This window comes from Saccharopolyspora sp. NPDC002376 (assembly GCF_053593195.1).
Window position 1 is genome coordinate 1 of the sequence record NZ_JBSFBZ010000018.1, and the last position, 14,182, is coordinate 14,182.

At 68.9% G+C, this 14,182-nt stretch carries 13 protein-coding genes; 7 read left to right on the plus strand and 6 right to left on the minus strand.

Features of this window, described 5'->3' with window-relative positions:
- Nucleotides 1-85 precede the first annotated feature (85 nt).
- Nucleotides 86-1,918, minus strand: a complete 1,833-nt coding sequence (gene edd, locus ACWCO2_RS14600; RefSeq protein ID WP_450128226.1) for a phosphogluconate dehydratase — start codon at nt 1,916-1,918, stop codon at nt 86-88.
- Between the two features lie 178 nt (nt 1,919-2,096).
- On the opposite strand from edd, the gene ACWCO2_RS14605 reads away from it, so the two are divergent.
- From ACWCO2_RS14605 to ACWCO2_RS14625, 5 genes are all read left to right on the plus strand, one after another.
- Nucleotides 2,097-2,699 carry a transporter substrate-binding domain-containing protein gene (locus ACWCO2_RS14605; protein WP_450128227.1) on the plus strand — a complete coding sequence of 201 codons (603 nt, stop codon included), beginning with the start codon at nt 2,097-2,099 and terminating at the stop codon, nt 2,697-2,699.
- 165 nt (nt 2,700-2,864) lie between these two features.
- A complete protein-coding gene (locus ACWCO2_RS14610; RefSeq protein WP_450128228.1) occupies nt 2,865-4,340 on the plus strand; it encodes a DHA2 family efflux MFS transporter permease subunit in 1,476 nt (491 codons plus the stop codon).
- Nucleotides 4,341-4,481: 141 nt separating this feature from the next.
- Entirely contained in the window at nt 4,482-5,240 is a 759-nt protein-coding gene (locus ACWCO2_RS14615) for an SDR family NAD(P)-dependent oxidoreductase (RefSeq protein WP_450128229.1), read from the plus strand.
- Between the two features lie 22 nt (nt 5,241-5,262).
- On the plus strand, nt 5,263-6,138 hold the full coding sequence (locus ACWCO2_RS14620) for an ABC transporter substrate-binding protein (RefSeq protein WP_450128230.1): 876 nt from the start codon (nt 5,263-5,265) through the stop codon (nt 6,136-6,138).
- A 24-nt stretch (nt 6,139-6,162) separates the two neighbouring features.
- Nucleotides 6,163-6,897, plus strand: coding sequence for an SDR family oxidoreductase (locus ACWCO2_RS14625; protein ID WP_450128231.1), 735 nt, complete (start codon nt 6,163-6,165; stop codon nt 6,895-6,897).
- Nucleotides 6,898-6,906: 9 nt separating this feature from the next.
- On the opposite strand, the gene ACWCO2_RS14630 is transcribed toward ACWCO2_RS14625, so the two are convergent.
- Nucleotides 6,907-7,635 carry a TetR/AcrR family transcriptional regulator C-terminal domain-containing protein gene (locus tag ACWCO2_RS14630; RefSeq protein ID WP_450128232.1) on the minus strand — a complete coding sequence of 243 codons (729 nt, stop codon included), beginning with the start codon at nt 7,633-7,635 and terminating at the stop codon, nt 6,907-6,909.
- A 67-nt stretch (nt 7,636-7,702) separates the two neighbouring features.
- On the opposite strand from ACWCO2_RS14630, the gene ACWCO2_RS14635 reads away from it, so the two are divergent.
- Nucleotides 7,703-9,163, plus strand: coding sequence for an FAD-dependent oxidoreductase (locus tag ACWCO2_RS14635; RefSeq protein WP_450128233.1), 1,461 nt, complete (start codon nt 7,703-7,705; stop codon nt 9,161-9,163).
- 59 nt (nt 9,164-9,222) lie between these two features.
- Here ACWCO2_RS14635 and ACWCO2_RS14640 read toward each other — a convergent pair whose 3' ends face one another.
- From ACWCO2_RS14640 to ACWCO2_RS14655, 4 genes are all read right to left on the minus strand, one after another.
- Nucleotides 9,223-10,086 (minus strand): amino acid ABC transporter permease, encoded by an 864-nt coding sequence (locus ACWCO2_RS14640; protein WP_450128234.1) that lies wholly within the window; start codon nt 10,084-10,086, stop codon nt 9,223-9,225.
- Nucleotides 10,083-10,733 carry an amino acid ABC transporter permease gene (locus tag ACWCO2_RS14645; protein WP_450128235.1) on the minus strand — a complete coding sequence of 217 codons (651 nt, stop codon included), beginning with the start codon at nt 10,731-10,733 and terminating at the stop codon, nt 10,083-10,085. The genes ACWCO2_RS14640 and ACWCO2_RS14645 overlap by 4 nt, the downstream gene beginning before the upstream one ends.
- A gap of 64 nt (nt 10,734-10,797) precedes the next feature.
- On the minus strand, nt 10,798-11,697 hold the full coding sequence (locus tag ACWCO2_RS14650; RefSeq protein WP_450128236.1) for a glutamate ABC transporter substrate-binding protein: 900 nt from the start codon (nt 11,695-11,697) through the stop codon (nt 10,798-10,800).
- A 27-nt stretch (nt 11,698-11,724) separates the two neighbouring features.
- On the minus strand, nt 11,725-12,453 hold the full coding sequence (locus ACWCO2_RS14655; protein WP_450128329.1) for an amino acid ABC transporter ATP-binding protein: 729 nt from the start codon (nt 12,451-12,453) through the stop codon (nt 11,725-11,727).
- A 219-nt stretch (nt 12,454-12,672) separates the two neighbouring features.
- Here ACWCO2_RS14655 and miaB point away from each other — a divergent pair, with 219 nt between their 5' ends.
- The gene (gene miaB, locus ACWCO2_RS14660; RefSeq protein ID WP_450128237.1) at nt 12,673-14,172 is read left to right on the plus strand and encodes a tRNA (N6-isopentenyl adenosine(37)-C2)-methylthiotransferase MiaB; all 1,500 of its coding nucleotides are present in this window, start codon (nt 12,673-12,675) and stop codon (nt 14,170-14,172) included.
- Nucleotides 14,173-14,182: the final 10 nt, after the last annotated feature.

A 14,182-nucleotide genomic window follows, 5' to 3' on the forward strand; every position in this document is an offset into this window, starting at 1 on the left:
TTGGCGCCCAGGGGCGCAACCTGGGTTTGTGGGGGTGGGGTCGTGAGTGCGTAACAGTGCTCGAAGACCGTTACGCACTCACGACTCATGCTGGCACCTCGGTGGGGTGGGGTTGCAGCTGTGTGAAGACGCTCGCACCTCGGTCGGCCCGGCCGACCGCCTGGCGGAAAGCCGAGAACAGCTCGCGGCCGGTGCCGAACGGTGCGCGGTCGGCTGAGGGAGCGGGTGCCCGGGAGGCCAGTTCGTCGTCGGGCACGAGCAGTTCCAGCGTTCCGCGGTCGGCGTCGAGGCGGACCACGTCGCCGTCGCGCACCCGCGCCAGCGGACCTCCCGCGCTGGCCTCCGGGGTCAGCTGGATCGCCGCCGGGATCTTGCCGGAAGCGCCGGACATGCGGCCGTCGGTGACCAGCGCGATCTGATGGCCGCGGTCCATCAGCACGCCCAGCGCCGGGGTGAGTCCGTGCAGCTCGGGCATGCCGTTGGCCTGCGGACCTTGGTTGCGGATCACCACCACGACGTCGTGGTCCAGCTCGTCGTTCTGGAACGCGGCGGTGAACTCGTGCTGGTCGTCGAAAACCCGCGCCGGGGCAGTGACCGCGCGGTGCTCGGCGCTGACCGCGGACACCTTGATCACCGAGCGCCCCAGGTTGCCCTCCAGCACCCGCAGCCCGCCGTCCGGCGCGAACGGGTCGTCGACACCGCGCAGCACGTCCGGGTCCAGGCTCTTGCGCGGCGCATCGCGCCACACCAGCTCGCCGTCCTCGAGGAACGGTTGCTGCCGGTAGCGGTCCAGGCCCGGCCCGGCGACGGTCTTGACGTCGGCGTGCAGCAGCCCCGCATCCAGCAGCTCGCCGACCAGCGTCTGCACCCCGCCCGCAGCTGCGAAGTGGTTGATGTCGGCCGAGCCGTTCGGGTACACCTTCGCCAGCGACGGCACGACGGCCGACAGGTCGGAGAAGTCGTCCCAGCTCAGCTCGATGCCGGCGGCCGCGGCGATGGCGACCAGGTGCAGCGTGTGGTTGGTGGAGCCGCCGGTGGCCAGCAGCGCGACCACGCCGTTGACGATGGCGCGCTCGTCCACGATCTCGCCGATCGGCGCGTCCAGCCCAACCACGCGCCGCGCGGCCTCCTCGGTCAGCGCCTTGCGCAGCGGGGTGCCCGGCGGCACGAAGCTCGATCCCGGCAGGTGCAGGCCCATCACTTCCACGACCAGCTGGTTGGAGTTCGCGGTGCCGTAGAAGGTGCAGGTGCCGGGGGAGTGGTAGGACGCGGACTCGGCTTCCAGCAGGTTCTCGCGGCTGGCCTTGCCCTCCGCGAACAGCTGCCGGATGCGGCTCTTCTCCCGGTTCGGCAGTCCGGAAGGCATCGGCCCGGCGGGCACCAGCACGGTCGGGAGGTGTCCGAAGGCCAGCGCGCCGATCAGCAGCCCCGGCACGATCTTGTCGCACACCCCGAGCAGCAGAGCGCCGTCGAACATCTCGTGGGACAGCGCAACGCCGGTGGCCATCGCGATCACGTCGCGGGAGAACAACGACAGCTCCATGCCGGTGCGGCCCTGGGTGATCCCGTCGCACATCGCGGGCACCCCGCCGGCGAACTGCGCGACGCCACCGGCCTCGCGCACCGCGTCCTTGATCCAGGCAGGGAACTCGGCGTAGGGCTGGTGCGCGGAGAGCATGTCGTTGTAGGCCGACACGATCGCCACACCGGGCTTCGTCGCACCGCGCACCGCGAGCCGGTCGGCGCCGCTGCAAGCGGCGAACCCGTGCGCGAGGTTGCTGCACGGCAGTTCGGTGCGTGCCGGTCCGACGGCGGCTGCAGCGCGGATGCGCTCCAGGTACGCGGTGCGGCTCGGGGCGCTGCGCTCGACGATGCGCTCGGTGACCTGTTGGACGACATGCTGCGCGGACTGCGCCATGGATCGCCTCCGGAAGTGACCTCGAAACCGGGCGGCAACGCTGGCGCCACATGACTGCCATCACACTAACGGGTGTGTTCTGGATTTCACAATCGATCCAGTTTACCGGCAAACCATCCCCGTTCTGTCAGACCGGTGCGCGATCATCTGATAGCTGTGGTGAGTGGGAGGAGTGGTGATGCGGATTCGCGTGCTCGCGCTGGTGTGCTTGAGCGCCGTGCTGACGGGCTGCGGTCAGGATCCGGAGGTCGCGCAGAACCGGCTGCCTCCCGCCCCGGCCACGTCCGTCGCGCCGCCGGTGTCGTCGGACGGCACTTCGGTGGAGCTGTCCACCTCGCCGACCCTGGTCAAGATCCAGCAGCGCCGGAAGGTGCGGGTCGGCGTCCGCGTCGACGCCCCACCGGCCTTCCTCAGCCGCGACCAGACCGGTGACTACCAGGGCTTCGACGCGGAGATCGCGCGCGACCTGGCCCACCGCATCGGCCTGGAGCCAACCGACGTGCAGTTCCGGCGGCTGCCCACGACGCAGCTGCGGGACGCGGTGCTGTCCGGTGACGTCGACCTGCTGCTCGGTGGCGAGGCCGATGATCCGCAGCTGGCGAAGGTCGGGCCGTACGCGATCACCGACACCGAGCGGAACCTGGTGATCAAGTCCGACGACCGGTTGCTGGCCGAGGAGCTGCAGCGCATGCTCGACGCCGCGGTCGCCGACGGATCCTGGCAGCGCGCCTACGACAAGACCCTCGGCGCAGCCGGGATCCAAGCCCGACCCGGCTCCTGATCGCCTGCGCCGCGCAGTGAGTTCGCCTGCTCCCGGCGAAAAAACAGATGCCGATTGCGCGGCTGATCCGCAGACTCGAACCCTGCGTCGCGTTCGACGACGTGGTGGCCCGACTCGGGCTGCGCCGGTCGAACCGACCGATTACTCGCGAGGAGCAACCTGACCATGACCGATTCCGCAACTGCGGACGTCGCCCGCGGCACCACACCACCGCGGGCGCCAGTGCTGATAGGTGTGCTGGTCGCCTCTGCGTTCGTGATGATCCTCAACGAGACGATCCTGAGCGTTGCGCTGCGCGATCTCACGGTCGACCTGGAGGTCAGCACCACGACCGTGCAGTGGCTGACCAGCGGATTCCTGCTGACGATGGCGGTGGTCATCCCCACCACCGGTTTTCTGCTGGAGCGCTTCACCCCGCGCCAGATCTTCCTGACCGCGCAGTCGCTGTTCAGCGCCGGCACTCTGATCAGCGCGGTCGCGCCGGGGTTCGAGGTGCTGCTGGCGGGCCGCGTCGTGCAGGCGTGCGGAACGGCGGTGATGGTGCCGCTGCTGATGACCTCGGTGATGCGCCTGGTCCCGGCCGACAAGCGCGGCGCGACGATGGGCACGATCACCATCGTCATCGCCGTGGCGCCGGCGATCGGCCCGACGATCGGTGGCGCGGTGCTGAACCAGCTGAGCTGGCGCTGGATGTTCTGGATCGTGCTGCCGCTAGCGCTGATCGCGCTGGCCATCGGCGCGGTCTGGATGCGGTTGGACAGCGAGACGCGGGCGGTGCCGCTGGACCTGCGCTCGGTGCTGCTGTCGGCCGTGGGCTTCAGCGGTCTGCTCTACGGCCTGTCGCTGGTCGGTGAATCCGGCGGGCTGCAGCAGCTGCCACCGTGGATCCCGGTCGCGATCGGCGCGGTCGCGCTGGCCACCTTCGCGGCGCGGCAGATCCGCTTGCAGCGCCAGGACCGCGCTTTGCTGGACCTGCGCCCGTTGGCCAACCGGTCCTTCGGAACCGCCTTGCTGCTGAGCGCTCTGCTGTTCATGTGCCTGCTGGGGGCCGGGGCGATCCTGCTGCCGCTGTACCTGCAGACCGTCCTGCACCAGACGACGTTCGCCAGCGGCTTGGCAGTGCTGCCGGGTGGTCTGGTCATGGGTCTGCTCGGGCGTCCGGTGGGCCGGTTGTTCGACCGGGTCGGTGCGCGACCGCTGGTGATCCCGGGTGCGCTGGCCATGGCGGTTTCGCTGTGCCTGTTCGCCACCCTCGGGCCGAACTCGCCGCTGGCCGCGGTCATCGCGATCCACGTGGTGCTCATGGCCGGTCTCGGGCTGATGATGACCCCTCTGATGACCGCGTCGCTGAGCGCGCTGCCCGATCACCTCTACTCGCACGGCAGCGCGATCATGGCGACGCTCCAGCAGGTCGCGGGCGCGTTCGGCACGGCGGTGTTCGTCACCGTGTCCGCCCTGGCCAGCAGCACCCCATCCGGCATCCCGGACGCGGCGGGCCTGCGCACGGCGTTCATCGTCGCTGCGGGAATCGGCGTGCTGGCGTTCATCACGTCCTTGTTCATCCGCACGCCTCCGACCGCGGAGCAGTCGGAACACACCGCTGAGGAACCAGGCCGAGAGCCGACACCCGCAGCGCACTGACCGAGCCCAGTCGAGAAAGCCCCGAGCCACCGAGCTCCGGGGCTTTCTCGTGCGCTGTTCAGGACATCCGCCCCTTTCCGCGGCCACCCCGCGAAAGCTGCACTGGTCGGTGGGCTCGGTCAGAACTCCCCGGAGGCTGGCATGGCGAACGTTCAACAACGGGTCGCCCTCATCACGGGCGCGAGCAGGGGGATCGGCGAGGCCGTGGCCCGGTTGCTGGCGTCCCGGGGCATGGGGGTCGTCGTCAACTACCGCAGCAGCCGCGACGAGGCGCACGACGTGGTCGCGTCGATCAGATCCACCGGCGGCCGCGCGATGGCCGTGCAGGCCGACGTCCGAGACGAATCCGACGTGCTTGGCATGGTCGAGCGGGTCCGGGCCGCCATGGGCGGGGTGGAGGTCCTGGTCCACAACGCCCTGATCCCGTACGCCATCAAATCGTTCGACGAGATCTCGTGGGACGAACTGGGCGGCAAGCTGGAACAGGAGATGCGAGCGGCTTTCCTGATGACGAAGGCGGTCGTCCCCGGCATGGCGGAGGGCGGTTACGGGCGGATCGTCTACCTCGGCACCGTGTTGAGCCGGCGGCCGCGTGAGGGCATGATCGCGCTCGGAACCGCGAAGGCAGCCCTGAGCCAGTTCGCCCGCTTCGTCGCGCAGGAGTTGGGACCTCGCGGGATCACCGTCAACGTGGTGGCACCGGGTCCGGTGGGCGAGACCGCGATCGCCGACGCCGCCTTGAGCCAGGAACTCGAGCAGCGCCAAGCAGCCCAGACGGCACTCGGTCGCATCGCCTCACCGGAGGACGTAGCCCGGGCCGTCGCCTTCTACGCCGGGGACGACAGCGGATTCATCACGGGTACCACCGCGCCGGTCAACGGTGGACTGGCCATGGACTGACGCGTCCCGAGGAGGCAACGCCGTGCGCACGATCGACCTGACCTACGTCGGACTGGGAATCCACGAGGAACTGGTCGCCCACGTCGCCGACCAGGAGAACTACTACGAGCAGGAGGAGGTCCACGTCGCCCTGCGCGACGGGCGCGCCTGGGACGACGAACGGATCCGGCGGACCGCCACGATCGGACTGGGCCGAGCAGTGGTGTCGCGCATCACCCACGGTGTTCCGTGGACGGTGCTGTGCGTCAACACCCAGTGGCCGCTGTTCTGGCTGCTCGCCCGCGATGCTCACGCGTCGGTTGAAGCGCTGAAGGGCTGCCGGATCGGCATCCATCCGCCGAAGACAGCGCCTGGGTGCTTCTCCCGCATCGTGCTCAGGAGGCACGGGCTCGATCCCGACCACGACGTCAAGCCGGTCCTCATGGCACCAGGTGACTACGGCCGCCATCTCCGGCTGCTTGCCGAAGGCTCGCTGGACGCGGCGTTCGTCGGCAGCACCCTGGCGCCCGAGGTCGCGGTCCGCGAGAACGGCCTGCGGCTGCTGGCCTTCGTCGGGGACCACTTCAAGATCCCCACGGTCGGCGTCGCCGTGGACCGCACCCGCACAGCGCCGGACGATCCAGCAGTGCTGGCTCTCGTGCGGGCCAACCGACGTGCCTTGCGCACGATCCACGACGAACCGGATCTGGCCGCCCGATACGTCAACGCCCTCGTCCCGAGCCTCACCGAGACGCAGGCCTGCCGGTACTACGAGCGCTACGTCGCCCCGTACTTCACCACCGACGGCCGCCACGACCCGTCCGTCGCGGCCCAGGCGATGTCGACCGTGGCGGGAGAGCTGGGAATCTCCGCGGTGCCCGACGCAACCGACATCTATCGCACGGAACCAGTCGCATGACGTCGCACGAGAAAGGCCGAAGAGATGAAGATCGCTGTCATGGGAGGGACGGGGCTCATCGGATCGCAGGTGGTCGAGATCCTGATCGCGGCCGGGCACGAGGCGGTGCCGCACTCGCTGTCCACCGGTCTGGATCTGCTCAGCGGGCAAGGCCTGCGCGAGGCGGTGGAGGGGGTCGACGTCGTCGTCAACCTGACGAACTCGCCGACCTTCGACGAAGCCTCGCCCGCGTTCTTCCAGCAGACCATGGACAACCTGCTGGCGGCCGCCGAAGCCGCCGGCGTCGGCCACGCGGTCGTGCTCTCCATCGTGGGCGCCGATCGGGTGCCGGGCCTGGTCTACTACCGCGCCAAGGTGCTGCAGGAGGACCTCCTCAAGGCCAGCTCCGTGCCGCACTCGATCGTCCGCGCCACCCAGTTCTTCGAGTTCCTCGCCGCGGTGCTGACCGAGGACGCCGACGAGAACACCGTCCGCCTGCCAGCCACGCTCGTCCAGCCCATCGCAGCGGCCGAGGTCGCCCAGGCCGTGGCCGACGTCAGCCTGGGCGAGCCGTTGCAGGGCACTCGCAACATCGCCGGACCCGAGATCTTCACCCTCGACGAGCTGGGCAAGATCACCCTCGCCGCCCACGGTGACCACCGCATGGTCGTCACCGACAACACCGCCGGCATGTTCGCAGCGGTACCGGGCAACGCCCTCATCGCCGACGAGGACGCCGCCATCGCCAAGACCACCTATCGCGAGTGGCTCACCCGCTGACTCGGCGGGTCAGCTGCCGCGCCGAGTTTCGGCGAGCCGTTGCAGGCCGTCGAGCTGCCACTCCAGTTGCTGCTCGAAGGTCACCACCTCGGCCATCGGATCGGGTTCGTTCAACCAGCGGATGTAGTGCGGGTAGTCGCCGTCCGCCTTGATCCGCTCCAGGTAGGGACGCGCGGCCTCTTCGAGCTCGGTGTCGGAGGCGAGCCCGGTCCGCTGGCGCATGGCGAGTTCTTCCAGCAACGCCAGCCCGGAGCCGAAGACCTGCCCGAGCACGGTGTTGATGAAGCCGATGCGGCCGGCAGCCTCCAGGCCGAGCTCGTCGACGGCGGCGAGCGCGGAGTCGTAGAGGCGCAATGCGTTCGGGCCGAGCGGTGGGCGGCTGAAGGCCAGCCGCGCGAACCACGGGTGCCGTTGCACCGCGGCCCACGCGGACAAGCCCATCGCGCGCAGGCAGGTCCGCCAGTCGCCGGGCGGTGGCACGGTGATCTCGCCGTAGACCTCGTCGACCATCAGGTCGGTCAACCCGTCCTTGCTGCCGACGTAGCGGTACAGCGCCATCGGGCTGCGCGAGCCGAGCCGGCTCGCGATCGCCCGCATCGTGACCTCGCCCGACGAGCTCTCGTCGGCGAGGGCGATCGCGGCGGCGACGACTCGCTCGCGGCTGAGCTGGTCGGTGGCTGGTGGGGGCGGGGGTTCGTCGAACCAGACCAGGCCGCCCGTTGGTTTAGCAGCGTTCATTTGCCCCGGATGGTAACCCGCGTGTACAACGTACACCGTGAATGTACAACGTACACTCGAATCTCAGGTGCTGGTGGTGGGTGGCGGCCTGGTCGGTTTGACGACCGCCCTCGTCCTGCGCCACCACGGCGTCGACGTGACGCTGGTGGAGAAGCGCGCGACGACCTCGCCGCAACCCAAAGCCCGCCGGTTCCACATGCGCAGCCTGGAGATCTTCCGTGCGCTCGGGCTCGCCGCGACGGTCCGCGAGGCCGCGCGCGACCTCGCCGAACACGACCACATGGCCACCGGGCGCACGCTCGCCGAAGCTCGGCAGCTACCGCTGTGGCGGCCCTCCGGCCCGGACGACGAGCCGATCGAGGCCAGTCCGGAACTGCCGTGCCTGGTCGCTCAAGACGTGCTGGAGCCGGTCCTGCGGCAGGCGGCCGAGGACGCCGGGGTGCGAGTGCGGTTCCACGCCGAGCTGACCTCGTTCGCGCAGGACACCGACGGTGTGCTCGCCGAGCTGCGTGATCGTCGGACGGGGCGGAACGGCCAACTCCGCGCGGCTTTCGTCGTCGCGGCTGATGGTGCGCGCAGTCCGATGCGCTCCGCGTTGGGGATCAGCCGTTCCGGCCGCGGTGCCATTGGCGGGCCCAACGTCAACGTCTACTTCCACGCCGATCTGTCCGAGGTGGTCCGCGGCCGGGAGTTCAACCTCTGCCAGCTCGAGCATCCGGACGCACCGGGTGCGCTGGCTGCGGTCGACGGACGGTTCCGGTGGGTGTTCATGGCCGGAGGCGCCGAGGTCGAACGGGATTGGCCCGCGCTGCTGCGCACCGTGCTCGGTGTGCCAGCGCCGGATCTCGAAGTCCGCAGCGTCCTGCCCTGGCAGCCGGAGATGCTGGTCGCCGACCGCTATTCGGGCGGGCGGGTGCACCTGGTGGGGGATGCCGCCCACGTGATGCCGCCGTTCGCCGCGCTCGGCGCGAACACCGGCATCGACGACGCGCACAACCTCGGCTGGAAGCTCGCCGCAGTGCTGTCCGGTGCGGCCGCGCCCGCGCTGCTGGACAGCTACGACACCGAGCGGCGCCCGGCCGGGTGGTTCGCCGCCGATCAGTCGAGTCGGCGAAGGGGTGTGACGACCACGCCGGATCCGACGCTGGCCGACCCGTTCGTGCTGGCAGCTGGTGGGTTCCAGTACCCGGCCGGGGCGTTCGCGGGTGGCCCGGACGAGGGCGGCGAGGTCGAGCCGGTCACCGAGTTCGCCCCGGCCGGGCGGGTCGCCACCCGCATCCCCCACCACTGGCTCGGCCCCGGGCGGACGCTGTCCACTTTGGACCTCGCTGGTCCGGGATGGGCGCTCGCGGTGGCCGACGATCCGCAGCGCTGGGCGCCCAACGGCATTCCGGCTCACCGGTTGGACGCCGACTTCCTGGCACCGGGCGAAGGGCTCCTGATCCGCCCCGACGACGTGATCTCCTGGCGCGGCACCGATCCCACCGCGCCGGCCGAAGTCCGCGCGAAGCTCCTCGCCAGCAAGTGACCGCAAAAAAGAGCACCTCCGACCGGTGCGGTCGGAGGTGCTCTTCAGCGTGGCTTTGGTCAGTCGCCCGCGGTGGTTTCCGCGAGCGGCTTGGCCGTCGGAGCCAGTTGCCTGGTCTTCTTCGTGCGGCGGTTGCGCCGGTCCAGATAGGTGGCGAACCACGTCAGCAGCAGGCACATCGAGATGTAGATAGCTGCCACCACCAGGCTGACCGGGATGATCGGCCGGTCCAGCGTCGGGATGCCGCCGAGGTAGCGCGCGTAGTACAGCAGCTCCTGGTAGGTGATCAGGAAGCCGAGCGCGCTGTCCTTGAGCAGCACCACTAGCTGGCTGATGATCGCCGGCAGCATCATGCGTACCGCCTGCGGCAGCACCACGGTCCGCATGACCTGGTTCTTGCGCATGCCGATGGAGTACGCGGCCTCGGTCTGGCCCTTGGGCAGAGCAGCCACACCGGCCCGGAACGTCTCGGCCAGCACCGAACCGTTGTACAGGGTCAGGCCGAGCACGACCGACCAGTACTGGCCGAAGTTCACGCCCAACGTCGGCGCCGCGTAGTACAGGAAGAAGATCAGGACGACCAGTGGGATCGCGCGGAACAGCTCCACGATGATCCCGCACGGCACCCGGATCCAGGAGTGGTCGGAGAGCCGGCCGAGTGCGAACACCGCGCCGAAGACCAGGGCGAGCAGCGCACCCATGAGGAACGCGCGGACGGTGTTCCACAGGGCGCCGAACAGCTCGATCTGGATCTGCTCGTAGAGCAGCCACTCCCACTTGCTGGCGTCGAATTGGCCGGTGGCGTAGAAGCGCAGCACCACGTAACCCAGCAGGCCCAGCACCACGATCGTGCTGATGATGCTGATCAGCCGGTTCCGCGCGCGGGCGCGCGGACCGGGGGTGTCGAACAGGACGCTGCTCATCGGGCCACGCTCCACCGTTTCTCGAAGCTGCGCTGCACCAGGGTCAGCGGGATCACCAGGATCAGGAACCCGACGGCGATCCACACGAACGCGTTCAGCGTCGGCTCACCCTGCTCGTTGAGGAACGGGATGACCGAGCCGATCTCGTTCACGCTGAACCCGGCCGCGACCGTGGTGTTCTTCAGCAGCGCGATCAGCACGCTGACCAGCGGCGGAACCGTGGCCCGGAACGCCTGCGGCAGGATCACGTTGGTCAGCGACTGGCCGAAGCCGAGGCCGATGGAGCGCGCCGCCTCGGCCTGTCCGACCGGAACGGTGTTGATCCCTGCTCGCAGCACCTCGCAGACGAAGGCCGACGTGTAGATGGTCAGCGCGATGATCGCGGCGGTGAAGAACGGGAACTGAACCAGCTCGAGCTTGGGGTAGGCGAAGACGAAGAAGAAGAACACCAACGTCAGCGGTGTGTTTCGCAGCAACGTCACGTAGCCGGTGCCGACCGCCCGCAGTGCCGGGATCGGGCTGACCCGCATCGTGGCCAGGATCGTGCCCAGCACCAACGAGCCCACTGCGGACAGCAGGAAGAGCTCGATGGTGCGGAGGAATCCCCTGGCGAGGACGTCGCCGTACTCCACCAAGATGTCGAACAATGAGTACTCCAGGAGGAATCGGATGCCCAGGGCACTTGTGGCGCCCTGGGCATCCGATGACGGATCAGTAGCGGTCCACCTTGGGCGGTTCGGCGGTGCTGCCGGACTTGCCGAGGGTCGCGTCGTAGATGCGCTTCCACTCGCCGCCGTTGGCCGCCTGCTCCAGGATGTCGTTGACCTTCCCGCGCAGGGCGTTGTCGTCGCGGGACATGCCGACGCCGTAGGGCTCTTCGGAGAACGGCTTGCCGACGACCTTGACCTTGTCCGGGTCCTGGGCCGCGTAGCCCTTCAGGATGGCGTCATCCGTGGTGACCGCGTCGATCTGGCCGTCGAGCAGCTGCTGCACGCACTCGGAGTAGCGCTGGAACTCGACGATGTTCTGCGGCTCGGTCAGGCCCTCGCTCTTGACCTTCTGGATCGGGGTCGATCCGGTCGCCGAGCAGACCTTCTTGCCCTTGAGCGAGTCCTTGCCGGTGATGTCGGTGTTGTCCGCGCGAACCAGCAGGTCCTGACCGGCCATGTAGTACGGCCCGGCGAAGCCGACCTGCTCCTTGCGCTTGTCGTTGATCGTGTAGGTGCCGACGTAGTAGTCGACCTCACCGGTGGAGATCGCCTGCTCGCGCGCGGTCGACGGGATCGGCTTGTAGTCGATCTGGGTGTTCGGGTCGAAACCCAGCTGCGCGGCGATGTGCCGGGCGATCTCGATGTCGAAGCCGGAGTACTCGTTGGTGACCGGGTCGCGGAAGCCCAGACCCGGCTGGTCCTCCTTGACGCCGATCGTGACGCGGCCCTTCTGCTTCATCCGGTCGAACGTCGGCGATCCCTGGACCTGCACGTTCTGCGCGACGTCCTGGTTGACCTGCTGGTCGCCACCGCCGGGGGAGCCCTCACGACCGCAGCCGGTCAGGGCCAGCGCCAGCGAGGCGGCCAGCACGGTCACCAACCGCATTTTCTTGGCTCGCATTGTCTGCCTTTCTCCGCAGGTGGGCACTCAGTGGGTGAGGATCTTGCCGAGGAAGTCCTTGGCGCGGTCGCTCTTGGGGGAGTCGAAGAACGCGTCGGGCTTGGCGTCCTCGACCACCTCGCCGTCGGCCATGAACAGCACCCGGTGCGCGGCCCGGCGGGCGAAGCCCATCTCGTGGGTGACGACGACCATGGTCATGCCCTCGGCGGCGAGGTCGGTCATGACGTCGAGCACCTCGTTGACCATCTCCGGGTCCAGCGCCGAGGTGGGCTCGTCGAAGAGCATCACCTTCGGCTTCATCGCGAGCGCTCGGGCGATCGCCACGCGCTGCTGCTGACCACCGGAGAGCTGCGCCGGGTACTTGTCGGCCTGGTTCGCAATGCCGACCCGTTCCAGCAGCTGCAGCGCGGTTTCCCGGGCCTCGTCCTTGCTCTGCTTGCGGACCTTGACCGGTCCGAGCGTGACGTTCTCCAGGATGGTCTTGTGCGCGAAGAGGTTGAACTGCTGGAACACCATGCCGACGTCGGCGCGCAGTTCGGCCAGCGCCCGGCCCTCGGAGGGCAGCGCGACGCCGTCGATCTCGATGCCGCCGGAGTTGATCGGCTCCAGCCGGTTGATCGCGCGGCACAACGTCGACTTGCCCGACCCGGATGGCCCGAGGACCACCACGACCTGCCCGCGTGGGACTTCCAGGTCGATCTCCCGCAGCACGTGCAAGGAACCGAAGTACTTGTCGACCGCGGACATCCGGATCATCGGAACGTCCTTGGAAGCTGCGGTCATTCAAACTCCTGAACGCGTCAGAGTGGATTTCGTTGGCCGAAACTTAAGCCCCTACGGGGGGATAGTCCAGATAGAAGAAGCCTTGACAGGTTGCAAGTAGGTTACGCTCCGCAGTTGCTTCGCGTGGGTGATCGATGACGGTCGGTAGCTGAATCGCGATCGACTTGCGCGCCGGGCGGGTGAATCCGCGACATGACCAGGCGCTACCGTGGAACGGTGAGCACGAGGACGTACGAGATCCGCACCTTCGGCTGCCAGATGAACGTGCACGATTCGGAGCGGCTCGCGGGCATGTTGGAGGACGCCGGGTACGAGCGCGCCGGTTCGGGCGACGCCGACGTGGTCGTGTTCAACACCTGCGCGGTGCGGGAGAACGCGGACAACCGCCTCTACGGCACGCTCGGCCACATGCGCCCGGCCAAGGACCGCAACCCGAACATGCAGATCGCGGTCGGTGGTTGCCTGGCGCAGAAGGACCGCGACACGATCGTCAAGCGCGCCCCGTGGGTGGACGTCGTCTTCGGCACCCACAACCTCGGGTCGCTGCCGACTCTGCTCGAGCGCGCCCGGCACAACGAAGAGGCCGAGGTCGAGATCCTCGAGGCGCTCGACGTCTTCCCGTCGACGCTGCCCGCGCGCCGCGAATCGGCCTACGCCGGCTGGGTGTCGGTCTCGGTCGGCTGCAACAACACCTGCACGTTCTGCATCGTGCCCGCGCTGCGCGGCAAGGAGAAGGACCGCCGTCCCGGCGAGATCCTGGCCGAGGTGCAGGCACTGGTGTCCGAGGGCGTTCTCGAGGTGACGCTGCTGGGGCAGAACGTCAACGCCTACGGTGTCGAATTCGGCGACCGCTTCGCGTTCAGCAAGCTGCTGCGCTCCTGCGGGGAGATCGAGGGCCTGGAGCGGGTCCGCTTCACCTCGCCGCACCCGCGCGACTTCACCGACGACGTGATCGAGGCGATGGCCGAGACGCCGAACGTGTGCCCGCAGCTGCACATGCCGCTGCAGTCGGGCTCCGACCGGATCCTCAAGGCGATGCGCCGTTCCTACCGCTCCGAGCGGTACCTGAACATCCTGCGCAACGTGCGCGAGGCGATGCCGGACGCGGCGATCACCACCGACATCATCGTCGGCTTCCCGGGTGAGACCGAGGAGGACTTCGAGGCGACGATGGAGGTCGTCCGGCAGGCGCGGTTCTCCAGCGCGTTCACCTTCCAGTACTCCAAGCGGCCCGGCACCCCCGCGGCGGACCTGCCCGACCAGCTGCCCAAGGAGGTCGTCCAGCAGCGCTACGACCGGCTGGTCGAGCTGCAGAACGAGATCTCCTGGGACGAGAACAAGAAGCTCGTCGGCCGTCCGGTGGAGCTGCTGGTCGCCGAGGGTGAGGGCCGCAAGGACGCGGAAACCCACCGGCTGTCCGGTCGGGCCCGCGACGGGCGGCTGGTGCACTTCACGCCGACCGGTGCCCTCGACCGCGAGATCCGGCCCGGCGACGTCGTGCACACCACCATCACCCGCGCCGCCCCGCACCACCTGGTCGCCGACGCCGACATCAGCTCGCACCGGCGGACCAGGGCCGGTGACCACTGGGAGGAGGGTGTGCGGCCGAAGACCTCGGGCGTCACGCTCGGCCTGCCCTCCTTCGGAGCACCGGCCGCGAAGCCGGCCGCGGAACAGGGATGTGCGTGTTGACCCAAGTTCA